Annotated in this window: 24 protein-coding genes; 16 read left to right on the forward strand and 8 right to left on the reverse strand. The window is 68.1% G+C overall.

Annotated elements, in window-relative coordinates; genetic code table 11:
- Position 1: 1 nt before the first annotated feature.
- Positions 2-1,051, reverse strand: coding sequence for a dihydrodipicolinate reductase (locus ACEWX3_RS11015; RefSeq protein WP_374159425.1), 1,050 nt, complete (start codon positions 1,049-1,051; stop codon positions 2-4).
- Positions 1,052-1,082: 31 nt separating this feature from the next.
- Here ACEWX3_RS11015 and ACEWX3_RS11020 point away from each other — a divergent pair, with 31 nt between their 5' ends.
- Positions 1,083-1,889, forward strand: coding sequence for an SDR family NAD(P)-dependent oxidoreductase (locus ACEWX3_RS11020; protein WP_207069172.1), 807 nt, complete (start codon positions 1,083-1,085; stop codon positions 1,887-1,889).
- Positions 1,890-2,003: 114 nt separating this feature from the next.
- Here ACEWX3_RS11020 and ACEWX3_RS11025 read toward each other — a convergent pair whose 3' ends face one another.
- From ACEWX3_RS11025 to ACEWX3_RS11035, 3 genes are read right to left on the reverse strand one after another with little or no spacing between them, the layout of a single operon-like run.
- A complete protein-coding gene (locus ACEWX3_RS11025; RefSeq protein ID WP_374159426.1) occupies positions 2,004-3,023 on the reverse strand; it encodes an acyl-CoA dehydrogenase family protein in 1,020 nt (339 codons plus the stop codon).
- On the reverse strand, positions 3,020-4,165 hold the full coding sequence (locus ACEWX3_RS11030) for an acyl-CoA dehydrogenase family protein (protein WP_207069174.1): 1,146 nt from the start codon (positions 4,163-4,165) through the stop codon (positions 3,020-3,022). The genes ACEWX3_RS11025 and ACEWX3_RS11030 overlap by 4 nt, the downstream gene beginning before the upstream one ends.
- Complete coding sequence (locus ACEWX3_RS11035; protein ID WP_374159427.1) at positions 4,162-4,866, reverse strand: hypothetical protein; 705 nt, start codon at positions 4,864-4,866, stop codon at positions 4,162-4,164. The genes ACEWX3_RS11030 and ACEWX3_RS11035 overlap by 4 nt, the downstream gene beginning before the upstream one ends.
- Positions 4,867-4,977: 111 nt before the next feature.
- Between ACEWX3_RS11035 and ACEWX3_RS11040 the strand changes: the two genes are divergently transcribed.
- From ACEWX3_RS11040 to ACEWX3_RS11060, 5 genes are all read left to right on the forward strand, one after another.
- A complete protein-coding gene (locus ACEWX3_RS11040) occupies positions 4,978-5,808 on the forward strand; it encodes a ComEA family DNA-binding protein (protein WP_374159428.1) in 831 nt (276 codons plus the stop codon).
- A complete protein-coding gene (locus ACEWX3_RS11045; RefSeq protein WP_374159429.1) occupies positions 5,805-7,280 on the forward strand; it encodes a ComEC/Rec2 family competence protein in 1,476 nt (491 codons plus the stop codon). The genes ACEWX3_RS11040 and ACEWX3_RS11045 overlap by 4 nt, the downstream gene beginning before the upstream one ends.
- Before the next feature lie 26 nt (positions 7,281-7,306).
- Complete coding sequence (gene holA, locus ACEWX3_RS11050) at positions 7,307-8,248, forward strand: DNA polymerase III subunit delta (RefSeq protein WP_374159833.1); 942 nt, start codon at positions 7,307-7,309, stop codon at positions 8,246-8,248.
- A gap of 217 nt (positions 8,249-8,465) precedes the next feature.
- Positions 8,466-8,948, forward strand: coding sequence for an SRPBCC family protein (locus tag ACEWX3_RS11055; protein WP_207069177.1), 483 nt, complete (start codon positions 8,466-8,468; stop codon positions 8,946-8,948).
- A 2-nt stretch (positions 8,949-8,950) separates the two neighbouring features.
- Positions 8,951-9,286, forward strand: coding sequence for a metalloregulator ArsR/SmtB family transcription factor (locus ACEWX3_RS11060; protein ID WP_207069203.1), 336 nt, complete (start codon positions 8,951-8,953; stop codon positions 9,284-9,286).
- Between the two features lie 23 nt (positions 9,287-9,309).
- Here the strand turns inward: ACEWX3_RS11060 and rpsT are convergent, their stop codons facing one another.
- Positions 9,310-9,570 carry a 30S ribosomal protein S20 gene (gene rpsT / locus ACEWX3_RS11065; protein WP_207069178.1) on the reverse strand — a complete coding sequence of 87 codons (261 nt, stop codon included), beginning with the start codon at positions 9,568-9,570 and terminating at the stop codon, positions 9,310-9,312.
- A gap of 146 nt (positions 9,571-9,716) precedes the next feature.
- Here rpsT and ACEWX3_RS11070 point away from each other — a divergent pair, with 146 nt between their 5' ends.
- Genes ACEWX3_RS11070 through ACEWX3_RS11080 form a run of 3 tightly spaced genes read left to right on the forward strand, consistent with a single transcriptional unit; the run spans position 9,717 to position 13,291 of the window.
- The gene (locus ACEWX3_RS11070) at positions 9,717-11,459 is read left to right on the forward strand and encodes a circularly permuted type 2 ATP-grasp protein (protein WP_374159430.1); all 1,743 of its coding nucleotides are present in this window, start codon (positions 9,717-9,719) and stop codon (positions 11,457-11,459) included.
- A gap of 15 nt (positions 11,460-11,474) precedes the next feature.
- Positions 11,475-12,449: an alpha-E domain-containing protein gene (locus ACEWX3_RS11075; RefSeq protein ID WP_221360297.1), complete on the forward strand. Its 975-nt coding sequence runs from the start codon at positions 11,475-11,477 to the stop codon at positions 12,447-12,449.
- A 2-nt stretch (positions 12,450-12,451) separates the two neighbouring features.
- Positions 12,452-13,291 (forward strand): transglutaminase family protein, encoded by an 840-nt coding sequence (locus ACEWX3_RS11080; protein WP_207069180.1) that lies wholly within the window; start codon positions 12,452-12,454, stop codon positions 13,289-13,291.
- Positions 13,292-13,324: 33 nt separating this feature from the next.
- Here ACEWX3_RS11080 and ACEWX3_RS11085 read toward each other — a convergent pair whose 3' ends face one another.
- Entirely contained in the window at positions 13,325-14,182 is an 858-nt protein-coding gene (locus ACEWX3_RS11085; protein ID WP_207069181.1) for a ribonuclease Z, read from the reverse strand.
- 109 nt (positions 14,183-14,291) lie between these two features.
- Here ACEWX3_RS11085 and ACEWX3_RS11090 point away from each other — a divergent pair, with 109 nt between their 5' ends.
- Positions 14,292-14,720, forward strand: a complete 429-nt coding sequence (locus ACEWX3_RS11090; protein ID WP_207069182.1) for a CBS domain-containing protein — start codon at positions 14,292-14,294, stop codon at positions 14,718-14,720.
- Between the two features lie 4 nt (positions 14,721-14,724).
- The gene (locus tag ACEWX3_RS11095) at positions 14,725-15,339 is read left to right on the forward strand and encodes a GNAT family N-acetyltransferase (protein ID WP_374159431.1); all 615 of its coding nucleotides are present in this window, start codon (positions 14,725-14,727) and stop codon (positions 15,337-15,339) included.
- Between the two features lie 9 nt (positions 15,340-15,348).
- Here ACEWX3_RS11095 and ACEWX3_RS11100 read toward each other — a convergent pair whose 3' ends face one another.
- The gene (locus tag ACEWX3_RS11100; protein WP_207069183.1) at positions 15,349-15,921 is read right to left on the reverse strand and encodes a type II toxin-antitoxin system PemK/MazF family toxin; all 573 of its coding nucleotides are present in this window, start codon (positions 15,919-15,921) and stop codon (positions 15,349-15,351) included.
- A gap of 90 nt (positions 15,922-16,011) precedes the next feature.
- Here ACEWX3_RS11100 and lepA point away from each other — a divergent pair, with 90 nt between their 5' ends.
- From lepA to ACEWX3_RS11120, 4 genes are all read left to right on the forward strand, one after another.
- Complete coding sequence (lepA, locus tag ACEWX3_RS11105; protein WP_374159432.1) at positions 16,012-17,931, forward strand: translation elongation factor 4; 1,920 nt, start codon at positions 16,012-16,014, stop codon at positions 17,929-17,931.
- A 126-nt stretch (positions 17,932-18,057) separates the two neighbouring features.
- A complete protein-coding gene (locus tag ACEWX3_RS11110; protein WP_374159433.1) occupies positions 18,058-18,792 on the forward strand; it encodes a sensor domain-containing protein in 735 nt (244 codons plus the stop codon).
- Between the two features lie 31 nt (positions 18,793-18,823).
- Positions 18,824-19,519: a sensor domain-containing protein gene (locus tag ACEWX3_RS11115; protein ID WP_286183799.1), complete on the forward strand. Its 696-nt coding sequence runs from the start codon at positions 18,824-18,826 to the stop codon at positions 19,517-19,519.
- A gap of 67 nt (positions 19,520-19,586) precedes the next feature.
- Positions 19,587-21,203: an inorganic phosphate transporter gene (locus ACEWX3_RS11120; RefSeq protein WP_374159434.1), complete on the forward strand. Its 1,617-nt coding sequence runs from the start codon at positions 19,587-19,589 to the stop codon at positions 21,201-21,203.
- Positions 21,204-21,224: 21 nt separating this feature from the next.
- On the opposite strand, the gene ACEWX3_RS11125 is transcribed toward ACEWX3_RS11120, so the two are convergent.
- Positions 21,225-23,228, reverse strand: coding sequence for a glycoside hydrolase family 15 protein (locus tag ACEWX3_RS11125; protein ID WP_207069191.1), 2,004 nt, complete (start codon positions 23,226-23,228; stop codon positions 21,225-21,227).
- Positions 23,229-23,326: 98 nt separating this feature from the next.
- On the opposite strand from ACEWX3_RS11125, the gene ACEWX3_RS11130 reads away from it, so the two are divergent.
- The gene (locus ACEWX3_RS11130; protein ID WP_207069192.1) at positions 23,327-23,542 is read left to right on the forward strand and encodes a hypothetical protein; all 216 of its coding nucleotides are present in this window, start codon (positions 23,327-23,329) and stop codon (positions 23,540-23,542) included.
- Positions 23,543-23,613: the final 71 nt, after the last annotated feature.

A 23,613-nucleotide genomic window follows, 5' to 3' on the forward strand; every position in this document is an offset into this window, starting at 1 on the left:
GTCACACCGCCGAGCGTCCGGTGATGGGCGGCAGGTCGGCCAGCGTGACGATCCCCGGCGGGGCGGCGACCACAGCGGGCACCGCATTGGTCACCGGCATGGCCGTGTAGATCATGCCCAACCCCATGAAGCCGGGCTCGGTCCAGTCCTTGGGTGGTAGGCAGTGCAGCACCGTGCGCATGTTGGGCAGCCCGAACACCTGGATGACGTGTCCGTGCTCGAGCGGCTTGGGCGGGGTCACGTGGTAGCCCATGATCCAGTTGAACCCGACACTGACGATGTTGTGGTCGCCCACCCAGCCGCGGTGGTAGCCGTGCACTCCGGCGACCGTGCCCTTCGGGATCTGCATGAACCCCAGATCGCTGTCGTCGGTGGCCTCGGTGAAGGTGACGTCGAAGGTGATCCGGTCCAGGGTTGCGCCGATGGCATCGGCCATCATCGCCGCCGACTCGGCGAACACCTCGCTTTCGCGGCGCACGCTCTCGGCCAGCCCGGGGGTGTCGGGGTCCTGGGAGAACCCCATCGCGGTCTGGGTTCCCGCCGACTCGTAGGTGGAGCAGTCCACCGATTCGGTGATCCGGATCTCGTCGACCCGCTCGCACGCACCGGAGACCACCATGCCGACCAGGTTGCTCATGCCGGGGTGCGCGCCGCTGCCGAAGATCGTCGAACCACCCTTCTCGCACGCTTTCCGGATCCGCTCGAGGTCTTCGGGTGACTGCTTGCCGCCGGTGATCCAGGCCGCCGAGGAACACACGTTGACACCGGACTCCAGCAGCGCGACCAGTTCGTCGATGCTGGGCCACAACGGGTTGTAACAGCACGCGTCGGGACGCAACGAGATCAGTGCGTCGATGTCGTCGGTCGCCGTGATCCCGGTCGGCTCCGGCCACCCCGCCAGCTCGGCGGCGTCCACGCCCACCTTGTCCGCGCCGTGGGCATAGACGCCGACGAGCTCCATGTCGTCGCGTCCGATGATCGCGTGCAGCGAGCGTCGCCCGATGTTGCCTGTCGTCCACTGGATCACGCGTAACTGTCGGTCTGTCGGCATGGAATCAAGCTACCGCCTCTATGGTGGCCTGATGGGTGACACCGCACCGGTTGCCGTCGTGACCGGAGCCAGCCGCGGGGCCGGACGCGGCATCGCGACCGCACTCGCCGACCGCGGGTGGCAGGTGTACGGCACGGGCCGAACCGTCGTCGACGACCAGGGCTGGGGGACCGGAGTTCAGCTCGACCACCGGGACGACGACGCCGTCGGCAGGCTGTTCGACCGCGTCGCCGCCGAGCGCGGACGGCTGGATCTACTGGTGAACAACGCCGCCGCCATCTCTGACGACCTGGTGTCGGCCAAGCCGTTCTGGCAGAAACCGCGCGAGCTGGCCGACGTTCTCGATGTGGGTCTGCGGTCGTCGTACGTCGCGGCCTGGCACGCCGCACCGCTGCTGCTCGAGCGGCCCCGCGGCCTGATCGTGTTCACCTCGTCGCCGGGCTCGGTGTGCTACATGCACGGCCCCGCCTACGGCGCGCAGAAAGCAGGCGCCGACAAGATGGCTGCCGACATGGCAGTGGACTTCCGTGACACCACGGTGGCGACGGTGTCGATCTGGATGGGCATCCTGTTGACCGACAAGCTCCGGTCGGCGTTCGACGGCAACCCCGACGCGCTCGAACGCTTCGCCGAGCAGGCCGAGACGCCGGAGTTCACCGGCCGGGTCATCGACGCGCTGTTCAGCGATCCGGCATTGGTCGAGCTGAGCGGGCAGACGCTGATCGGCGCCGAACTCGCCGACCGCTACGGAATCACCGACAGCGGTGGACGCACGCCGCCGTCGCACCGGCAGATGCTCGGCGCGCCACGGGTGCCGAGCACCGTCGTCGTGCGTTGAGGCAGTCGTGCGCTGAGGCAGTCCTGCGCTGAGGCAGCCCTGCGTTGAGGCAGCCCTGCGTTGAGGGGGTCCCGCGTTGACGTGGTCGTGCGTTGAGGTGGTGGCGCGCCGAGCTCAGGGGCAGATCAGGCTCCAGAGTCCGCCGGCGCCGGCGCGTACCGCCATGTCGGTGACCTGGTCGTCCCAGTACCGCACCGATCCGAACTCTGCGCGCCAGGACAGCGCGGCGCGGGTGTACTCGTGCAGCCGATGCTCGCGGGTGGTGCCGATCGCGCCGAGGACCTGATGGGCGTTGCGCACCACCACCGACGCGGCATGGCCGGTGCACGAGCGCGCGGACGCCACCAGGAATTCGACGTGCCCGCCGGCCCAGTCCGCACCGACAGCGGCCGCCAGCGCCGCCTCGGTCGCCGAACGCGCCAGTGCCGCCTCCCCGGCGACGTCGGAGATGAGGTGTTGCACCGCTTGGAATTTCGCCAGCGGGCGGCCGAACTGCTCGCGGGATGTCGCATGCTCGATGCACAAGGCCAACGCCTGGTCCAGGGCCGCGCAGACCTGGATGGAGCGGACCATCGCGGACTTCAGTCGCAGCTGCGACACCAGATCCTCGGAGATCGGCGCACCCTCGAGTGCGGCGACGTCGACGGCGACGGTGTCGCGCGGTTCGCCGATCATGTTGGCGCCGGCGGTGAGCGTCATCTGGTCGGCACTGACATCGCAGACAGCGTGCCCGTCGCCGGTGGGGTGCACCACGACCATCCGCTGGGCCTGCGACGCCCACGGCACACCCGTCGCCGTGCCCCGCTCGTCGACCACCGCCACGGTGCGCACTGCGGCGTCGGTGGGCAACCCCGCCGCCTGCAACAGCCAACAGGCCAGAAGGTCATGCTCTGCCAACGGGATTCGGACCCCGTGGCGTACGGCGGCGGACAGCAGCTCGGCGGCCTCGTGCCAACCGGCCCCGCTCCCACCGGACTCCTCGGAACCGGTGAGCCGGACCAGGCCGAGGTCGTCGAGCCGGCGCCACAGGTCGGCGTCGAGCGCCACCTCGGCCGGCCGTTCCGGCGCGGCGTACTCGGCGAACACCGCATCCATCATGTCCGTCAGGGCCGGATCGACGTCAGTCATCGTCATCGCAGTCCCAATCCCCGTGCGATCACACCGTGCAGCACTTCGTTCGTGCCCCCGCGCAACGTGAAGCCGGGGCGTTGATCGACCGCCGCGGCGGCGAGCTCGGAGAATGACGCGCCGGCGGTGCCGTCGTCGTTGAGGTGGGCGAACTCGGCGATGTCGCCTTCGGTGGTGGTGCCGAGCACCTTGACGACCGCGGCGGGGACATCGGCGGGTTCGTGTCGTTCGAGGGCGCCGGCGACCGCGGAAGACATCTGGTGCAGGCCCGCGACCCGGGCCACCAACCGGCCGAGGTCGGGATCGCGCGGAATCTGCCCAGCCGCTACGTGTGCGGCGCAGGCGTCGAGCACGGCGAACGTCGACAGCACCCGCTCGGGGCCGCTGCGTTCGTAGGCCAGCTCCGACGTGACCTGCTGCCAGCCGGCGCCGATCTCCCCGAACACCATCTCGTCGGGGACGAACGCACCGTCGAGGATCACCTCGTTGAAGTGGTGGGCACCGGTCATCGAGATGATCGGCCGGATCTCGACGCCCGCTCCGCGCAGATCGACGATGAACTGGCTCAGCCCGGCGTGACGGTGTGCCGGGTCGACCGCGGCGGTGCGGGCCAGCGCGATGAACGCGTGCGCATGATGGGCCCCTGAGGTCCACACCTTGGTCCCGGTCAGCGACCAGCCACCGTCGACACGCTCGGCGCGGGTGCGCACGCTGGCCAGGTCCGAGCCCGAATCGGGTTCGCTCATCCCGATCGCGAAGAAACACTCGCCGGCGACGATCTTGGGCAGGAACTCCCTGCGCTGGTTCTCGGTGCCGTACTTCAGCAGTGACGGGACCACCTGGCGGTCGGCGAACCAGTGCGCGGCCATCGGGGCGCCGGCGGCCAGCAGCTCCTCGGTGACGACGAATCGGTCCAGAAACGACCGGCCGTGCCCGCCGTATTCGACCGGCACCGTCATGCCGAGCCAGCCCTGTGCGGCCAGCGCCGCGGTGAACTTCTCGTCCCATCCGCACAACCATCCGTCGATCGACGGGGTGAACGCGCCGGCGGCCAGCTGGTCGGCGACGAACCGACGTACCTCGTGCCGCAGGTCGGTCCCGGCTGTCGGGTCGGTTGTCGAGCGGGGTACCAATCGAGGCAGGGTCATCGCTCTCCTACGGGTTCGGTGGCGGCTTCCGGTTCGGCGGCGTCGGCGGGTTCGGGTTCGGGACCTTCGTCGGCGGTGCCGGGTTCTGCCGACGTGGCGGGCTCGATGGACCGGTCGCCCTGCTGGGACAAGGCGATCCCGAGCCCCAGGAAGAACGCGGCCGTCAATGTGCCGCCCAGATAGTGGTTCATCGGGCCGCCGGGGGAGATGAAGCTGCCGGGCGGTCCGATGATCGTGATGGTTTCGATGAGCTGCTCGACCGTGAAGATCGCGGCGCCGGTGCCGAGCCAGCGCGGGAGGCGGTCTTCGTTGGCCCACAACAGGATCGGGACCGCGACGCAGATGGCGGCGATGGTGGCGGTCGGGAGCCAGAAGAACCTGACGTCCTCGATGGCCAGGGCGGTCTCGGCGGGCACCTGGTTCGGGCGGAGCGACGCCCCGCCGGTGAACCAGATCGCCACGCACATCTGTGCCACCAGCAGCGTCGACCCGATCGTGAACAGGTGCGCGGGTGGGCCACCGAGCTGGTCGCGGGCGAAGGCGAGCAGAACTGCCAGCGCCAGGGCGGCGAAGATCAGCAGCAGCGCCTGCACGCGCAGCACACCGGGGTCGGATCCGGGCAGCGCATGCAGCACCACCACCGCCGCCGCGTAGAGCACCGCGAACGCGATACCGGCGATCATCGGGGCTCGACGGTTCATATGCGGCAATGCTAGCCACCGCCGTCCCCAAAGCCGAGTTCATCCCCAGGTTGAGCAGTGCGACGAGGTATCGCGGCGTAGGGGTCGCACGCCGGACCTAGCGTCAGCGGCATGCCGACCGAACTGCCCGCCGATCGCTTGCGCCGGCGCTTGGGCGCCGACGATTCCGACGCCACCGTGGGTGACGACGGCGAGGACGACCCCGATGCGTCCCTGACGCGGTGGCTGCCGGACTCGCCGCCCGCCGCGGGTCCCGCGGCATGGCTGGCCCGTATCCGGGCGGATCCGGGCCGCGCCGGCATCGTGGCGCTCGGCGCGGTCGGCGCGGTCGCCGTCCTGGTGACGGTGCTGACGCTGGTGGGGGACCGTTCGCCGGCGGTCGTGTCGGCCAAGCTGCCGCCCGTGGAGCCGGCGTCGTCGGCGGCCGCGATGCCGGCGCCCGAAGCCGCCGAGCCCGTCGTGGTCAGTGTCGTCGGGTTGGTGCACACCCCGGGTCTGGTCACCCTCGAGCCGGGCGCACGCATCGCTGATGCGCTCGATGCAGCCGGCGGCGCTCTCGACGGCGCCGACATGCTCGGCCTGAACATGGCCAGGAGGGTCGCCGACGGTGAACAGATCGTGGTCGGAATCGGTGCGCTCCCGGGCCAGCCGACCGAGATGGGCAGCTCGGTCGTCGCCGGCGCAGACAGCGCTGCCGGCGCCGCCGCCGCGGGCCCGCCGGCATCGGCAGCGCCGGGTGGTCCGACGGCGCCGGTCGATCTGAACACGGCCACGGTGGAGCAGCTCGACACGCTGCCGGGCATCGGTCCGGTCACCGCGGCGGCCATCGTGTCATGGCGCGACAGCAACGGCCGCTTCACCAGCGTCGATCAACTCGGCGAGGTCGACGGCATCGGCCCGGTCCGGTTGGCCAAACTGCGCGACCTCGTGCTCGTGGGATGACTCTCGTCGATCTGCGGCTGGTCCCGGCGGCGCTGACGAGCTGGGCGGTGACTGCTTCGGGTATCTGCTGGTCCTGGCGCGGTGCGCTTCTCGCGGCCGCTGCCGCGGTGGGAATCACCGCCACAACAGGGTGGTGGGCGGCGCGCCGGGACCGCCGCAGGAATCCGGACCTGCGCTCAGTCGCCGCCGGCGCTGCAGCCGTGACGATGGTGGGGTTCGGTTTCGCCGTCGCAGTGGGTCTGCGGGCCGATCATGTACGAGCCCATCCGGTGACCCAGTACTTCGGCAGATCCACCACTGTCATCGTCGCCCCGACGGAGACCCCGCGAATCCTCACCGGTGGCCGGACGATGTTCCGCGCGACGCTGCTGCAGCTGGACGGCGCTCGATCTGGTGGCCGGGTCGTGGTGTTCGCGTCGGGATCGGGGTACGCGGACCTGGTGGTCGGTCAACCCGCTGCGTTCCGCACCGGTGTCAGTCCCCCGACGAGACGTGACCTGACGGTCGCGGTGCTGGCCGCCCGAGGCCCCCCGACGCGGGGCCAACCGGCGCCGGTGCACCAGGTCGCACACCGGATCCGTGCCGTGTTCGCGCAGGCGGCGCGGCTGGTGCTGGACACCGACCAGGCCGCGGTGCTGCCGGCGTTGGTGCTCGGAGACACGTCGGCCGTGCCCGCCTCGGTCACGGCCCAGTTCCGGGTCGCGGGTCTGACACATCTGACCGCCGTGTCGGGCGCCAACGTCACGATCGTGTGCGGCGCGGTGCTGTTGTCGGCGGCGCTGGTGGGTCCGCGGATCGCGGTGCTGCTGGCCGCCGTGGCGCTGCTGGGTTTCGTGATCGTGGTCCAGCCGTCGGCCAGCGTGCTGCGGGCGGCGGTGATGGCGGCAATCACCCTGCTGGCGGTCGTGACGCGGCGCCGGCGTCAGGTGTTGCCCGCGTTGGCGGCCACCGTCGTGGGGCTCATGGTCGCCGCGCCGGAACTGGCCGTCGACGCCGGTTTTGCGCTGTCGGTGTCGGCGACCGCCGCGCTGGTGGTGTTGGCGCCGGTGTGGTCGCGCCGGTTGAGCGGGCGGGGCTGGCCACGACCACTGGCCGACGCGGTCAGTGTGGCGCTGTCGGCGCAGCTGGTCACCGCGCCGCTGGTGGCGGGATTGTCCGGATCGGTGAGCCTGGTGGGGGTGGCGGCGAACTTGCTCGTGGCACCGGTCATACCGCCCATCACTGTGCTCGGTACCGCGGCGGCGGCCTTGTGTCCGCTGTGGCCGGCGGGGGCGCAGCTACTGATCCGGTGCACCGAGCCGCCGGTGTGGTGGCTGCTCACCGTGGCGCGCTACGCCGCCGAGATGCCCGCTGCAGCGGTGCCGGTTCTGTCGGGCGTGCCCGGGGTGGTGACCGTTGCGATCGCGGTAGCCGCGGTTGCCGCGACGTGGCATTGGGCGGTGTCACCGCGGCGTGACACCATCGTGCGGTGAGCCCAGCGACGGACACTGTAACCGGACTGCACCTGATCCTCGGCGACGAGGAACTGCTGGTGGAGCGTGCTGTCGGTGCGGTGTTGCGGCAGGCGCGCGCAGCTGCGGGCACGGCCGACGTCCCCGTCGATCGCCTGCGGGCCGGGGAGGTGAGCGTCAGTGAGCTCGCCGAGCTGTTGAGCCCGTCGTTGTTCGCCGATGAGCGCGTGGTCGTGCTGGAATCAGCCGCCGAAGCCGGTAAGGAGGCGGTCGGGGTCATCGAATCCGCCGCCGCGGATCTGCCGCCGGGCACGCTGCTGGTCGTGGTCCACTCCGGGGGCGGGCGGGCCAAGGCGCTGGCCGACAAGCTCACGAAGCTGGGGGCCGAGGTGCACCCGTGCGCTCGGCTCACCAAGGCGACAGAACGAGCTGACTTCGTGCGCAACGAGTTTCGTGCGCTGCGCGTCAAGGTCGGCGATGACACCGTCGCCGCCGTGATCGAAGCGATCGGCTCCGACATCCGCGAGTTGGCATCGGCCTGCTCGCAGCTGGTCGCCGACACCGATGGCCAGGTCGACGCTGCAGCCGTACGCCGGTATCACTCGGGCCGCGCCGAGGTGAAAGGTTTCGAGATCGCTGACCGTGCGGTGGTCGGCGACGTGGCGGGAGCGGCCGAGGCGCTGCGCTGGGCGATGATCGGCGGCGAACCGCACGTGGTGCTCGCCGACGCACTCGCCGAGGCCGTGCACACCATTGCCCGGGTGGGCCCGCTGTCCGGTGACGCCTACCGGTTGGCCGGTGAACTGGGTATGCCACCGTGGCGGGTGCAGAAAGCGCAGAAGCAGGCGCGCCGATGGTCGCGGGATTCGGTCGCCGAGGCGGTCCGCCTGGTGGCGCAGCTGAACGCTGACGTCAAGGGTGCGGCCGCTGATGCCGACTATGCGCTGGAGAACGCGGTCCGGAGGGTCGCGGAGCTCGTGAGCGACTGATCGGCACCGAGCTCGTGAGCGACTGATCGGCACGGAGCTTGTGAGCGACTGATCGGCACGGAGCTTGTGAGCGACTGATCGGCACCGAGCTTGTGAGCGACTGATCGGCCCCGGCTCGTTGGCTGTCGAGCCTCTCCGTCCGCAACTAAACGTGCAACCGAATGGTTGCATTTAGCTCCGCATGACCTTAGCGTGATTGGCAACCAGGAGGTTGCGTATGTCGTCGGATCGCATCGAGAAGAGCGCCACACTGAGGGCCGCATTACCGAGGGTATGGCGGGCGATCAGCGATTCCGCCGAGTTCGGCAGGTGGTTCGGAATGTCGGTGGACGGCCCGTTCGTCGCCGGTCAGACGGTGCACGCCGTGATGGCGCCTACCGAGGTCGACCCCGAGATCGCGGAGCAACAGCGTCCGTATGCGGGAGTGCCCTGTGTCTTGCACATCGTCGCGATGGAACCGCCTCGCCGGTTCGCGTTCCGGTGGAACCCGATACCCGACCCGGAGTTCGCTGACCTGACCACACTGGTCGAGTTCACGCTCGACGACACCGACGACGGTGTTCTGCTACGGATCGTCGAGTCGGGTTTCGACGCTCTGCCGCCCGACAGACGCAGCTCGGCGTTCGACGACAACAGCGAAGGCTGGTCGGCGCAATTGACGATGGTGGCCCGCTACGTCACGGAGGCCCGGTGGGCGTGACCATCCAATCGGATCCGGCACTCGCGGCCAGGATCTTCGACGCGCTCGGAGATCCCAACCGGCTACGGATCGTCGCCCGGCTCTGTGCCGGCGGACCGTCCTCGACGTCGACACTCGCCGCGGCGATTCCAGCCACTCGGCAGGCCGCCGCCAAACATCTGCGACTTCTCGAGTCGACAGGGGTGGTCGACAGCTCCAAGCGCGGACGGGAACGGATCTGGAATGTGCGTACCACGACGCTCTCCGACGTGGTGGACTATCTGGACCAGCTGTCGCGGCAGTGGGACCGCAGAATCGACAGACTCCGCAAGCTCGTCGAGACCGACGAAACGACCTAGATCTCGACGACGATCTCGACGACCTAGATCTTGTTGTAGGCCTGGGCCAGCGCCGACTTGCGGTTGGCCGCCTGGTTGCGGTGGATGACACCCTTGCTGGCGGCCTTGTCGAGCTTGCGGTTGGTCGAGGCCAGCAGCTCGCCGGCCTTGTCCTTGTCACCGGACTCGACGGCCTGACGGAACCCACGCACGGCCGTGTGAAGTGAGGACTTCACCGACTTGTTGCGCAGACGGCGGCGCTCGTTGGTGCGGATCCGCTTCTCCTGCGACTTGATGTTGGCCACGCGTGTATTCCTTACATAAATCTCGACTGGGTTTGCTTGAGTCAGGGGGCGCCCGGTGCGGGCAGCGACTGTTCAGGTTACCAGCGAGCCAGAAATCTCCCAAAGCGAGACCTAGTGGCCTGCCGAAACGGCGGAAATGTTGCAGCATGGCAGTCTGTGCGTTCAGGGCAGCGCGAGGGAGGAGCAGAGGACACTTGGCGACGGAGACGGCACGAATCGCACGCAGTAACTCCAAACCGGTGAAGCGGCACGATGGCGTCTTCGGTGGATACAACAAACTCGGCTCGTACGACCAGGCCTTCGACGAGATGTTCGACGGTCAGGGCAGCGTCCGCGCCCCCTACAAGGGCATTCACTCCGAACTGGCGCCGTCGGACGCCTCCGAACTCGAGGCTCGGGCCGAGGCGCTGGGGCGCGCCTTCATCGACCAGGGCATCACGTTCTCGCTGTCCGGCCAGGAACGCCCGTTCCCGCTGGACCTCGTGCCGCGGGTGATCTCGGCCGCGGAGTGGACCCGGTTGGAGCGCGGGATCCGCCAGCGGGTGCAAGCGCTGGAGATGTACCTCGACGACATCTACGGCGAGCAGGAAATCCTGCGTGACGGTGTCATCCCGCGTCGGCTGATCACCTCCTGTGAGCATTTCCATCGCGAAGCAGTCGGAATCGCCCCGCCCAACGGGGTGCGCATCCACGTGGCGGGCATCGACCTGATCCGCGACGACCAGGGCAATTTCCGGGTGCTCGAGGACAACCTGCGCTCCCCGTCGGGGGTCTCCTACGTCATGGAGAACCGCCGCACGATGGCGCGGGTGTTCCCCAACCTGTTCGCCACCCATCGGGTGCGCGCGGTCGGGGACTACTCGTCGCACCTGCTGCGCGCGCTGCGCAATGCCGCGGCCAGCAATGTCGCCGATCCCACGGTCGTCGTGCTGACCCCGGGCGTGTACAACTCGGCGTACTTCGAGCATTCGCTGCTGGCGCGCCAGATGGGCGTCGAACTGGTCGAGGGCCGCGACCTGTTCTGCCGTGACAACACGGTGTACATGCGCACCACCGAGGGTGAGCGTCAGGTCGACGTGATCTATCGCCGCATCGACGACGACTTCCTCGATCCGATGCAGTTCAAGCCCGATTCGGTGCTCGGGGTGGCCGGCATCCTCAACGCCGCGCGCGCGGGCAATGTGGTGATCTCCAGCGCGGTCGGCAACGGCGTCGGTGACGACAAGCTGGTCTACACCTATGTCCCGACGATCATCGAGTACTACCTGGGCGAGAAGCCGCTGCTGGCCAACGTCGACACGTTCCGGTGCTGGCTCGACGAGGAGCGCGAGGAAGTGCTCGACCGCATCGACGAACTGGTGATCAAGCCGGTGGAGGGTTCCGGCGGATACGGCATCGTGTTCGGTCCCGACGCGTCGGAGAAGGAACTGGCCACGATCACCAAGAAGATCATCAACGATCCGCGCGGCTGGATCGCCCAGCCTGTGATGCAGCTGTCCACGGTCCCCACCCAGGTCGACAACCACCTGGCGCCCCGCCATGTCGACCTGCGCCCGTTCGCCGTCAATGATGGCGACGACGTGTGGGTGCTGCCGGGCGGGCTGACGCGTGTCGCGTTGCCCGAGGGCTCGCTGGTCGTGAACTCCAGCCAGGGCGGCGGATCGAAGGACACCTGGGTGCTGGCCTCGCGCACGTCGGGCGCCGATCGGGAACTGGCCGGTGATGAGGTGGTGCGTGCGCTGCCGACGTCGGGTAAGTCCGGCAGTGCGAAAGCCGCCAAGACGGCGCCGAAGGCGGCGAACAAGAACGGCAAGGCGGAGAGCTCGGACAACTCGAATCAGCAACAGCAGCAGCAGCAGAACCAGCTGCGGCAGCAGCAACAGCAGTAGAGGGGGTGGATGACCATGTTGGCACGCAACGCAGAGTCGCTCTACTGGATCGGGCGCTATGTCGAACGCGCCGATGACACCGCCCGCATTCTGGATGTGACGGTGCATCAGCTGCTCGAGGATTCCAGCGTCGATCCCGATCAGGCCTCCCGCACGCTGTTGCGGGTACTGGGCATCGAACCACCCGACGACGACCTCGACGTGTGGTCACTGACCGACATCGTGGCGTTCAGCCGGGACACCTACGGTGGCTGCTCGATCGTCGAGGCAATCTCCGCTGCTCGTGAGAACGCCCGGGGGGCAAGGGAAGTCACGTCCGGTGAGATCTGGGAGTGCCTGAACACCACGTACAACGCGCTGGCTGAACGCGAACGCGCCGCCAAGCGGCTGGGCCCGCACGAGTTCTTGTCCTTCGTGGAAGGACGCGCGGCGATGTTCGCCGGGCTGGCGGACTCGACGCTCAGCCGTGACGACGGCTACCGCTTCATGGTCCTGGGTCGAGCCATCGAGCGGGTGGACATGACGGTGCGTCTGCTGTTGTCGCGGGTCGGTGACACGGCGTCGTCCCCGGCGTGGGTGACGCTACTGCGTTGTGCCGGTGCGCACGACACGTATCTGCGGACCTACCGGGGAGCGTTGGATGCCGCCAGGGTGGTCGAATTCATGCTGCTCGACCGGCTCTTCCCGCGCTCGATCTTCCACTCCCTGAAGTTGGCCGAGCACAGCCTCGACGAACTGCTCAACCGTCCGCACGGTCGACTGGGGGCGACCGACGAGGCCCAGCGACTCCTCGGCCGCGCGCGCAGCGAGCTGGAGTTCCTGCAGCCGGGCGTGATCCTCGATTCGCTGGAGACCCGCCTGGCCGGGTTGCAGCAGACCTGTTTCGACGTCGGAGAGGCGTTGGCGCTGCAGTACTTCCATTCCGCGCCGTGGGTGGCGTGGACCGACGCCGGTCGCAACGCGTTGGTGATCGAAGAAGGGGAGATCTAGAGATGTGGCGGATGCGTGTGGTGCACGCGACGGGCTATGCCTACAAGTCGCCGGTCACCGCCTCGTTCAACGAGGCGCGGCTGACGCCGCGGTCGGACAACCGCCAGAACGTCATCCTCAACCGAGTCGAAACCGCGCCGGCAACGAGGTCGTACCGGTACGTGGACTACTGGGGCACGGCGGTGACGTCGTTCGATCTGCACGCCCCGCACACCGAACTCGAGGTCATCGCGTCGTCGGTGGTGGAAACCGAGAAGCCGGAATACTCCGAGATCGACATCAGCTGGGAGGATCTCGACACCGAAGCGGTCGTCGACAAGTACGACGAGGTGCTCGCTCCCACCCACTACGTGCCGGCGAGCAAGCGAATCGAGCGGGTGGGTCGCCGGATCGCGAAGTATCACGAACCGGCGCAGGCCGTCATCGAGGCGGTGAGCTGGGTGCGCGACGAACTCAAGTACGTGCCGGGCACCACCGGCGTGCACACCTCGGGTGTGGACGCGCTGCGTGAAGGCAAGGGAGTCTGCCAGGACTTCGCCCATTTGACGTTGATGCTGTTGCGCGGCATGGGAATCCCCTCGAGGTACGTCTCGGGGTATCTGCACCCCAAGCGCAACGCCAAGGTCGGCGACACCGTCGACGGGCAGAGCCACGCCTGGATCCAGGCCTGGACGGGCGAGTGGTGGCATTACGACCCGACCAACAACACCGACATCAACGAGCAGTACATCAGCGTCGGGGTCGGCCGCGACTACGCCGACGTGACCCCGCTGAAAGGTATCTACTCCGGTGAGGGGTCCACCGATCTGGACGTCGTCGTGGAGATCACCAGGCTGGCCTGATCGTCGGGGAACCCCGGGTGTGGGACCCGGGGGTCAGCCCTGGCGGGCGCACACGCCGGGGTGGACCTCCACCCGGTGCAGGTCCTCGCCGATCTCGATCTGGCGGTCGAACACGGTGGCCGCCAACGCCCGCCACTGGTCTTCCTGTCCCGGCGCGATCGGCGGGACGTAGTGGGTCAGGATCAGGATGCCCACCCCGGCGCGGGCTGCGGTGTCGGCAGCCTGCTCGACGGTGGAGTGGTAGTCGCAGATGTCGCGGATGCGCTGCATCGGCATCGCTTCGACGAGATCTTTGCGAATCACGGTGTGAACCAGAGCGCCCGCGCCGGCGGCCAGCGCGTCGAGGGTGGGGCATGGCACCGTGTCACCGGCGAGGACCACCGATGCGCCGTTGTGCTCGACACGGAAGCCGATGGTGGGGGCGACCGGCCGGTGGTCGGTGGGAGCGACAGTGATCGCGACGCCGTCGCGTCCCCACACCACACCGTCGGTGACCTCCTCGACTTCGACAGGCGGAGGCGCCGTCAGATCAGCGTGGTGGGCGATGCGGTACCCGATGTCGGGGCCGAACGCCTTGAGCGTGTTCTCGACGACCTCGGCGGTGCCCGGCGGGCCGATGATCGGCAGCGGCGGCTGGTTGGGGGCGAAGTTGGACACCCATCGGCTGATCAGCACGTCACCGAGGTCGGCGATGTGGTCACTGTGCAGATGGGTCAGCAGCAGCGCGCTGATGGCGTTGGCGCCGATGCCCAACGCCGCGGTGCGCATCAACACTCCACGCCCGCAGTCCACCAGGAAGGTCTGGTCGCCGGCGCGCACGAGCGTCGACGGGCCCGCGCGCCGAGCGTCGGGGATCGGGCTGCCGGTGCCGAGCAGGGTCACTTCGATCATGGCTTTCACCTAACCCTGTTTCCGCGCGGTGTGGGTGCCGGAAACGCCGATCTCGCGGGCGCGAATTGCCTACAGTTGACGGTGCGAAGTCTGACGGGCGGAGAGAGCCATGCGGATATCCGACGTGTTGCGCAACAAGGGTGCGACGGTGGCCACGATCACCCCGGAGACGTCGGTGGCGGGGCTGCTGACCGAGCTTTCGGTGCACAACATCGGTGCGATGGTGGTGGTGTCGCCGGACGGCGTGCTCGGCATCGTCTCCGAACGCGACATCGTTCGCAAGCTCCATGAGGTGGGTGGTGATCTGCTGCGCTGTCCCGTTTCGGAGATCATGACCACGCTGGTGGCCACGTGCGGCCCGGACGACACGGTGGACAGTCTCAGCGCGCTGATGACCCGCAATCGGGTGCGCCACGTCCCGGTCGTCGTGGACGGCCGGTTGACCGGCATCGTGAGCATCGGCGACGTGGTGAAGACCCGCATGGAGGAGCTGGAGCGCGAGCAGCAGCAACTCCAGGCCTACATCACCCAGGGCTGACGAGGTGACGGCCGGCATCGATGTCCACTTCGCGCGTAAACAGGACGTGCCGGCGCTGGCCCGGGTACTCGGCCGGGCGTTCTTCGACGATCCGGTGATGGAGTGGATGCAGCCTCACGACAAGCGCCGCGCTCGGGCATTGCCGCGGATGTTCTCCGCCATGGCGCGGCATCATTTCCTGGCCGGCGGGGGTGTGCAGGTGGCGCGGCGCGTCGGCGAGATGGGCGGGGCGGCGCTGTGGGATCCGCCCGGGCGCTGGAAGCAGACCCAGGCCGAAGAATTGCGCATGATGCCGCGGCTGTTGGTGGCGCTGGGCCGCCGGTCCGGGCGGGGGATGGCGATCTCCGAGCTGATGAAGCGGCATCACCCGGAGGAGCCACACTGGTACCTGGCCGTGCTCGGCAGTGACCCGTTCGTGCGCGGCGCGGGGTTCGGAAAGGCATTGATGGAGTCGCGGTTGAGACGCTGTGACGCCGATAGCGCGCCCTGCTACCTGGAGTCCACCAAGGAGTCCAACGTGCCGTATTACATGCGCTTCGGTTTCGACGTCACCGGGGAGCTGACGATTCCGGGCGGCGGCCCGACCATGTGGCAGATGTGGCGTCCGCCGGCCGGATGAACGGTCGGGTCAGCTCCACGAGTAGTCGGCGCGTAACCGCGCTGCGACCAGATCGAAGATCTCACGCTCCAGAATGGCGCCCTCCCGCCGGATTCCTTCCTCGGGAACGTCGAGGACCCGGTCCAGCCGCACCCAACTGACTCGGCCGTCGTAGTCCCAGGTTCCGCTGCCGATGCTGATCCAGTTCGGGTCGTTGCGGTGATGGTCCTGGCTCGACAGCATCAACCCGAGCAACACGCTGCGGTCGCGGCCCACCACCAGCACCGGACGGTCCTTGCCGCGGCTGGGATCGTCTTCGTAGACCACCCAGGTCCACACGATCTCGCCCGGATCGGCGCGGCCGTCCAGGTCGGGGGAGTAGGCGACGCGGCGGGCCCGGTGCGCGGTCGGAACGAAGTTGCTCGACACCGGCCGGCCGGCAGGTAGGGCGGCGGCCGGCCCGGGCTGCTGGTTGGCCAGGGCATCCAGGCCGATCCGCAGTCCCTGCTGGAGGAGCTTCGGGGCTTCGTTGAACACGAGGTTCTCGGTGCTCTTGATCAAGAACCGCTGGAACGTCTTCAAATACGACGACGAGGACGCCATACCGGCCAAGCATAAGGGGCGCCGCTGTGACACGACGGCGACGGCGGCCGCCGCCGGGCGGTTCCCCCGCCGCCCGGCGGACGCTCGATTGTGTCGCCGGGGCCTGCGCTCGATACTCTGGTAGAGCCGTCCCAGGCTGTCCCGACGCCCGCTCACCAGGAGATTCCCATCAGCAGTTTCGCCGACAAGACCTTCACCGCGCCGGCGCAGATTCGGAACTTCTGCATCATCGCTCACATCGACCACGGCAAGTCCACACTTGCCGACCGGATGCTGCAGCTCACCGGGGTCGTCGACGAACGGTCGATGCGCGCGCAGTACCTCGACCGCATGGACATCGAACGCGAGCGCGGCATCACGATCAAGGCGCAGAACGTGCGCCTGCCGTGGGAGGCCAACGGGCAGCAGCACGTGCTGCACCTCATCGACACGCCTGGACACGTCGACTTCACCTACGAGGTCTCGCGCGCCCTGGAGGCCTGCGAAGGAGCGGTGCTGCTGGTCGACGCAGCCCAGGGCATCGAGGCTCAGACGCTGGCCAACCTGTACCTCGCTCTGGATCGCGATCTGGCCATCATCCCGGTGCTCAACAAGATCGACCTGCCCGCCGCCGACCCGGACCGGTACGCCGCCGAGTTGGCCCACATCATCGGCTGCGAGCCCACGGATGTGCTGCGGGTGTCCGGCAAGACCGGCGAAGGGGTCGCCGAGTTGCTCGACGAGGTGGTGCGTCAGGTTCCGGCACCCACCGGCGACGCCGACGCCCCGGCGCGGGCGATGATCTTCGATTCGGTCTACGACACCTACCGCGGCGTGGTGACCTACATCCGCGTCGTCGACGGCAAGATCGTGCCGCGCGAGCGGATCAAGATGATGTCCACCGGCGCCACCCACGAACTGCTCGAGGTCGGAATCGTCTCGCCGGAGCCCAAGGCGTCCGACGGTCTCGGCGTCGGCGAGGTCGGCTATCTGATCACCGGCGTCAAAGACGTGCGGCAGTCGAAGGTCGGCGACACGGTCACCACCGCCCGCGGTGGTGCCACCCAGCCGCTGACCGGCTACCGCGAGCCCAAACCGATGGTGTATTCGGGTCTGTATCCGGTGGACGGCTCGGACTATCCCGACCTGCGGGAGGCGCTGGACAAGCTGCAGCTCAACGATGCCGCGCTGACCTACGAGCCGGAGACGTCGGTGGCGTTGGGGTTCGGATTCCGCTGCGGATTCCTGGGCCTGCTGCACATGGAGATCACCCGTGAGCGCCTGGAACGCGAGTTCGACCTGGACCTGATCTCGACGTCGCCCAACGTCGTGTATCGGGTCATCAAGGACGACGAGACCGAGCTGACGGTGACCAACCCGTCGGACTGGCCCGAGGGCAAGGTCCGCACCGTGTTCGAACCCGTGGTCAAGACCACGATCATTGCGCCCAGCGAGTTCATCGGCACCATCATGGAGCTGTGCCAGTCGCGCCGCGGCGAGTTGGGCGGCATGGACTACCTGTCGACGGAGCGTGTCGAACTGCGCTACACGCTGCCGCTCGGTGAGATCATCTTCGACTTCTTCGACTCGTTGAAGTCGCGCACCCGCGGCTACGCCAGCCTGGACTACGAGGAGGCCGGTGAGCAGGAATCGCAGCTGGTCAAGGTCGACATCCTGTTGCAGGGCGAGCCGGTGGACGCGTTCAGCGCGATCGTCCACAAGGACGGGGCGTTCGCGTACGGAAACAAGATGACCACCAAGCTCAAGGAGCTCATCCCGCGCCAGCAGTACGAGGTGCCGGTGCAGGCTGCGATCGGCTCGAAGATCATCGCCCGCGAGAACATCCGCGCCATCCGCAAGGACGTGCTGTCCAAGTGTTACGGCGGTGACATCACGCGCAAGCGCAAGCTGCTCGAGAAGCAGAAGGAAGGCAAGAAGCGGATGAAGACCATCGGCCGGGTGGAGGTTCCGCAGGAGGCCTTCGTCGCGGCGCTGTCGACGGATTCGACGGCCGACAAGCCGAAGAAGTAGCGGGTCCCCGTGGTGAGCCCGTCGTAAGAGTTTTCGAAACTGGCGTGCGGGCCCGCGGCGATGCCGCCAGGATGATCCCCACGATGGTCGCCAACGCCGGCCAGCGGTAGCGGGCAGGAGGACCGGATGCCGATACGTCGGGTGGCGGTGGCCGTTGCGGCCTGTCTCGCGCTGGCGGGGTGCGGGGGCCAGCCGGTCGACGACCGTCCGACCGTGCGTATCGCGCCGGCCGTGCAACCGGCGCAGGCGATTCCGCTCGGCGGTTTCCTTCCCACCACCGACGACCTCTCGGCCGCACTGGGCACCGGCCCGAACGGCTTCATGGGTCCGACCGTCGAAGGTGGTGAGGACACGCTGCTGCGCAGCGTCGGCGAGGCGCAGGTGACGCCCGCGGACTGCGCCGGCGCCCCGTACCGGCTTCAGCAGGTTGTCTATCGGGACAGCCCGGTGCTGTCGGTGGCCAGCGCCTCCTGGGCAGGCGGCGGGTTCGACGCCGCCCCGGTCTCGGCCTATGTCGGTGTCGTGCAGATGGGCAGCGCGGCCGCGGCCCAGGACTTCTTCGCCACCACCACCGAGCGGTGGCGGCGCTGCGCCGGTCAGACGGTGGCGTTCCAGCAGCCGGGGGCGGGTAGCGGCGAGTTGAGCCGCGTCACCGATGTCGTGTTCGACGACAGCGTGGTGGCGGCGTCGGTGCTGCATGTCTCGGCCGGTGCCCAAGCGCCCACCGGGTTGCGAGCCGTCGGTGTCACCGGCGACTGCGTCGTCGACGTGGAGGTCGTCGATCCGCGCGCACCGGCGCGCGCAGACGCGGCCGCCACGGTGACGGAGTTGGTGTTGGACCGCATCGCGGCACAGCGGTGACGTTGCCAGCGTCGTACGGGACAATCACAAGGTGGCTCACAGCATCGGACTCGGTCGAATCTGTGCGGTCCTGACGACGTCAGCCCTGCTCGCAGGATGTGTGTCCACGGTGGACGGCACCGCGGTCCGCGGCCGCCCCGCCGGTCCGCTCGACGTCCCGTTGTTGACGGAGTCCGAGCTGGACGGTTTGCTGCTGAGCATCGGTGAGCTCAACGGCATCATGGGTTCCACCCAGATGAAGGTGACCAGCGAGCTCGACGAGATGACCGACCACGCGGACGAGGTGTCGGATCCGGACTGCCTGGGTGCGGTGTACGGGGCCGAGGAGCCCGTCTACGCCGGCAGCGGCTGGACCGCCGTGCGTGATCAGGTGGCACGCGAACCGAACGACGACAACGAGCATTGGGTCGAGCAGACCGCGGTGCTCTACCCGGCTGCGGAGAACGCGCAAGGGTTCTTCGACGATGCCACCGCCACCTGGCGGGACTGCGCGAACTCCGCGATCGGCGTCGGGGACGGCGAATACATGTGGCAGCTCGGTGAGGTCGAGAACGACGACAATCTGATCACCCAGCTGACCACGCAGGAGGGCGCCGACGGCTGGGCTTGCCAACACGCGCTGTCGCTGGTGTCCAACGTGACGGTGGAAGCGTGGGCGTGCGGCTACGCGGTCAGCGACGAGGCCGCCGAGATCGTCACGGCCATGGTGGACAACGCGGCGAAGTAACGACTCGTTCAGTGATCGTTCACTGTCCGGGTTCTGTTTGCTCAGTTAGCGGGCATAACTTTCCCGCGTGGCTGCACAGACGACCTCTTCACCCCCGACCCCAGCAGAAGCCGTGTTCCTGGGCGACGACCGCAACTGGCATCTGACGTTCGGGCTGATGCTCGCCGTCGCGTTCGGCGCGTTCACGTGGTGGTCCTTCGGCTACGTGGACAGCTCCGCCAGCAAGGTCATCCTGATCACCGCCACCGTGCTGGGCATGTTCATGGCCTTCAACATCGGCGGCAACGACGTGGCCAACTCGTTCGGCACCAGCGTGGGCGCCGGCACCCTGACGATGAAGCAGGCGCTGCTGGTCGCGGCGATCTTCGAGGTCAGCGGTGCTGTCATCGCCGGTGGTGAGGTCACCGACACGATCCGCAGCGGGATCGTCGACCTGTCGATCGTGCAGATCTCCCCGATGGATTTCGTGTTCATCATGATGGCCGCGCTGTTCGCCGCGGCCTTCTGGCTGCTGTTCGCCACCCGGATGGGCTATCCGGTGTCCACCACTCACTCGATCATCGGCGGCATCGTCGGTGCCGCTCTGATGCTCGGGTTCGTCACCGGTCAGGGCAACTCCGCGTTGGACATGGTGCAGTGGGACCAGATCGGCCAGATCGCGATCTCGTGGGTGCTCTCGCCGGTGCTGGGCGGGGTGGTGGCCTACCTGCTCTACGGCACGATCAAGCGGCGCATCCTGACCTACAACGAAGAGGCCGACGCCAAGCTGGTGGAGATCCGCAAAGAGCGCATCGAACTCCGCACCCGGCACAAGCAGGCGTTCGAGCGGCTCTCGGAGATCCAGCAGATCGCCTACACCGGTGCGATGGCCCGCGACGCGGTCGCGGCCAACCGCGGCGACTACGACCCCGACGAGCTGGAGAGCGACTACTACAAGGAACTGCACGACATCGACTCCAAGGCCCGCTCGATCGACGCCTACAAGGCGCTGCAGACCTGGGTGCCGTTGCTGGCGGCGTTCGGCGCGATGATCATCGCCGCGATGCTGCTGTTCAAGGGTCTCAAGAACATGCATCTGGGCCTGACCACGATGAACAACTACTTCATCATGGGCATGGTCGGTGCCGCGGTGTGGATGGCGACCTTCATCTTCGCCAAGACGCTCAAGGGTGAATCACTGCCGCGCTCGACGTTCCTGATGTTCAGCTGGATGCAGGTGTTCACCGCGTCGGGCTTCGCGTTCAGCCACGGCAGCAACGACATCGCCAACGCCATCGGGCCGTTCGCCGCGATCCTCGACGTGTTCCGAAATGGCGACATCGAAAGCGAGGCTGCCGTTCCGCCGGCGGCGATGCTGGCCTTCGGCGTCGCGCTGGTCGCCGGGCTGTGGTTCATCGGGCGCAAGGTCATCGCCACCGTCGGGACCAACCTGACGAAGATGCATCCGGCGTCCGGTTTCTCCGCCGAGCTGTCGGCAGCCGCCGTGGTGATGGGTGCCAGCGTCATGGGTCTGCCGGTGTCGAGCACGCACATCCTGATCGGCGCGGTGCTCGGCGTGGGCATGGTCAACCGGGCCACGAACTGGAACCTGATGAAGCCGATCGCGCTGGCCTGGGTGATCACGCTGCCCGCGGCGGCCGCACTCGGCGCCGTCGCCGTGGTGGCGTTGCGCGGGATTTTCTGAGGCGGCGCCAGCCCGGCCCGCTCACATCGGGGCGTTGGCGGGCTGGAAGATGCCGGAGCTGTCGGCTTCCTCCTCGGCGCGGATCACGTGCACCACGGCGTTGATCAGTGCCAGGTGGGTGAACGCCTGCGGGAAGTTGCCCAGGTGTCGGCCGGTGCGCGGCTCGATCTCCTCGGCGTAGAGGTGCAGCGGGCTGGCGAAGGACAGCAACCTCTCGCACAGGTGCCGGGCCCGACTGATCTCACCGATCTCGACCAGCGCCGACACCAGCCAGAACGAGCAGATCGTGAAGGTGCCCTCTTCGCCCGCGAGGCCGTCGTCGGTCTCCTCCACGCGGTAGCGCAGCACCAGGCCGTCCTCGGTGAGCTCCTCGGCGATGGCCATCACCGTCGCACGGATGCGCGGGTCGTCGGGCGGCAGGAACCGGGTCAACACCGCCAACAGCAGCGAGGCGTCGAGCGCGTCGCTGCCGTAGCGCTGGGTGAGCACGCCGCGGGCATCCACGCCGCGCTCGAGGATGTCGGCTTTGATCTCCTCGGCGATCGCCCGCCACTGCTGGGCGTAGGACTTCTCGCCCTCCAACTCGGCGAGCTTGGCGCCGCGGTCGAGCGCCACCCAGCACATGATCTTGCTGGAGGTGAAGTGCTGCGGCTCGCCGCGCACCTCCCAGATACCGCGGTCGGGCTCGCGCCAGTGCTTGATCGCTTCCTCGACCTGCTCCTTGAGTACCGGCCACAACGTCTCGGGGATCTGCTCACGCGACTTGGTGTGCAGGTAGACCGAGTCGAGCATGGTGCCCCAGATGTCGTGCTGCATCTGGTTGTAGGCGCCGTTTCCGATCCGCACCGGCCGGGCGTAGTCGTAGCCGGACAGGTGGTTGAGCTCTTCTTCGACCAGGCTGCGTTCGCCGCCCACCCCGTACATCACCTGCAGTGGATGCCGTTCACCGTTGTTGGCGCCGGACACGTCGGCGATGAACGCGAAGAAGTCGTCGGCTTCGCGGTCCAGGCCCAGGGTGTAGAGCCCCCACAACGCGAAGGTGGAGTCGCGGACCCAGGCATAGCGGTAATCCCAGTTGCGTTCGCCGCGCGGCGTTTCGGGCAGCGACGTCGTCGGGGCCGCCAGCAGAGCGCCGGTCGGGGAGTAGGTCAACCCCTTCAGGGTCAACGCGCTGCGCTGCAGGTACGAGCGCCACGGATGGTCGGGGAAGTCGCCGACGTTGATCCACTGGCGCCAGCATTCGCTGGTCTTCCACATCTTGTCGGCGGCTTCGTCGTAGGTCTGCGGCGCGGGATGCTTGGACCAGCTCAGCGCCACGAACACGTTGTCGCCCTCGGTCAGGCGGGTGCGGGCCCGGGCTTCGCGACCCTCGAGGCCGATCCGCAGGTTGGTGGTCAGCCGCAGGGTGGGGTGGGAGTCGGGGTTCTTCGTCGCCCGCGCGATGGCTTCGCCGTAGGCCTGTGCCGAGTACTCCCACGTCGCGCTGGTGCGGTGGTAGTCGAACGACGGCTCGCAGTTCATCACCAGCTCGACCGTGCCGCTCACGCAGCGAACCGTGCGCAGCAGGATGTGCTCGGCGTCCCAGTCCATCGGGGTGCGCCGGTGGGTCCGCGAGCGCGTCTCCAGGTCGTGCCATGGACCCATGACCAGCGCGTCACGCACGATCAACCAGCCGGTGTGGGTCTGCCACGTGGTTTCCAGGATCAGGCTGCCCGGAAGGTAGCGCCGTGCGGCGGGAACCGACACCCCGTAGGGGCCCAGTCGGAAATGCCCGGCGCCCCGGTCCAGGATCGCGCCGAACACGCTCGGTGAGTCCGGCCTGGGCACACACAGCCACTCCACCGAGCCCGCCGACGAGATCAGGCACGTGGTCTCGCAGTCGGACAAGAATGCGTAGTCCGCGATCGGGGGAAACGGGTTACGCAGCGTCGTGCCGGCGTAGTAGGGCTCCGGTGAGGGAAGGGCGAACGTGCCCTCGCCGCTGGACACTACTTCGCCGGACGCCTCGCTCTGGTGCACGACCATCTGGCCATCATCGACTGCCGGGCACCCTTGCGTCTACTCGGGGCCACGGTGTGTTGTGCGCTGTTCGCCGGTGCCGGCACTGGGCATAGTCTGGCTGGATGGACGGGTTCCTCAGCTGGTGGGACGGAGTGGAGCTGTGGCTGTCCGGGCTGCCGTTCGTGGCGCAGACGGCTGTGGTGATGCCTGTGGTGCTCGCCTTGGCCTACGGCATCGCGGTGTTGCTCGACGGCGCGCTCGGTAACGGGATACGGCTGAGGGACCGGTTGCGACGCCCGGGTGGTGACGCAGGAGCCGACGACGGAGGAGACAGATGAGGGGCATGCCGCGCTCGCGGGTGACACTGGCGCTGGTCGCCTTGATCGTTCTGGTGATCGTCATGTGGCTG

Source organism: Mycobacterium sp. G7A2, from assembly GCF_041902445.1.
Classification (GTDB): Bacteria; Actinomycetota; Actinomycetes; order Mycobacteriales; family Mycobacteriaceae; genus Mycobacterium.

Excerpts from the sequence above, each read along its gene's own strand:
- ACEWX3_RS11015 (WP_374159425.1), bottom strand. The coding sequence starts at position 1,051 with ATGCCGACAGACCGACAGTTACGCGTGATCCAGTGGACGACAGGCAAC.
- ACEWX3_RS11020 (WP_207069172.1), top strand. The coding sequence starts at position 1,083 with ATGGGTGACACCGCACCGGTTGCCGTCGTGACCGGAGCCAGCCGCGGG.
- ACEWX3_RS11025 (WP_374159426.1), bottom strand. The coding sequence starts at position 3,023 with ATGACGATGACTGACGTCGATCCGGCCCTGACGGACATGATGGATGCG.
- ACEWX3_RS11030 (WP_207069174.1), bottom strand. The coding sequence starts at position 4,165 with ATGACCCTGCCTCGATTGGTACCCCGCTCGACAACCGACCCGACAGCC.
- ACEWX3_RS11035 (WP_374159427.1), bottom strand. The coding sequence starts at position 4,866 with ATGAACCGTCGAGCCCCGATGATCGCCGGTATCGCGTTCGCGGTGCTC.
- ACEWX3_RS11040 (WP_374159428.1), top strand. The coding sequence starts at position 4,978 with ATGCCGACCGAACTGCCCGCCGATCGCTTGCGCCGGCGCTTGGGCGCC.
- ACEWX3_RS11045 (WP_374159429.1), top strand. The coding sequence starts at position 5,805 with ATGACTCTCGTCGATCTGCGGCTGGTCCCGGCGGCGCTGACGAGCTGG.
- ACEWX3_RS11055 (WP_207069177.1), top strand. The coding sequence starts at position 8,466 with ATGTCGTCGGATCGCATCGAGAAGAGCGCCACACTGAGGGCCGCATTA.
- ACEWX3_RS11070 (WP_374159430.1), top strand. The coding sequence starts at position 9,717 with ATGGCAGTCTGTGCGTTCAGGGCAGCGCGAGGGAGGAGCAGAGGACAC.
- ACEWX3_RS11075 (WP_221360297.1), top strand. The coding sequence starts at position 11,475 with ATGTTGGCACGCAACGCAGAGTCGCTCTACTGGATCGGGCGCTATGTC.
- ACEWX3_RS11080 (WP_207069180.1), top strand. The coding sequence starts at position 12,452 with ATGTGGCGGATGCGTGTGGTGCACGCGACGGGCTATGCCTACAAGTCG.
- ACEWX3_RS11085 (WP_207069181.1), bottom strand. The coding sequence starts at position 14,182 with ATGATCGAAGTGACCCTGCTCGGCACCGGCAGCCCGATCCCCGACGCT.
- ACEWX3_RS11090 (WP_207069182.1), top strand. The coding sequence starts at position 14,292 with ATGCGGATATCCGACGTGTTGCGCAACAAGGGTGCGACGGTGGCCACG.
- ACEWX3_RS11100 (WP_207069183.1), bottom strand. The coding sequence starts at position 15,921 with ATGGCGTCCTCGTCGTCGTATTTGAAGACGTTCCAGCGGTTCTTGATC.
- ACEWX3_RS11110 (WP_374159433.1), top strand. The coding sequence starts at position 18,058 with ATGCCGATACGTCGGGTGGCGGTGGCCGTTGCGGCCTGTCTCGCGCTG.
- ACEWX3_RS11125 (WP_207069191.1), bottom strand. The coding sequence starts at position 23,228 with ATGGTCGTGCACCAGAGCGAGGCGTCCGGCGAAGTAGTGTCCAGCGGC.
- ACEWX3_RS11130 (WP_207069192.1), top strand. The coding sequence starts at position 23,327 with ATGGACGGGTTCCTCAGCTGGTGGGACGGAGTGGAGCTGTGGCTGTCC.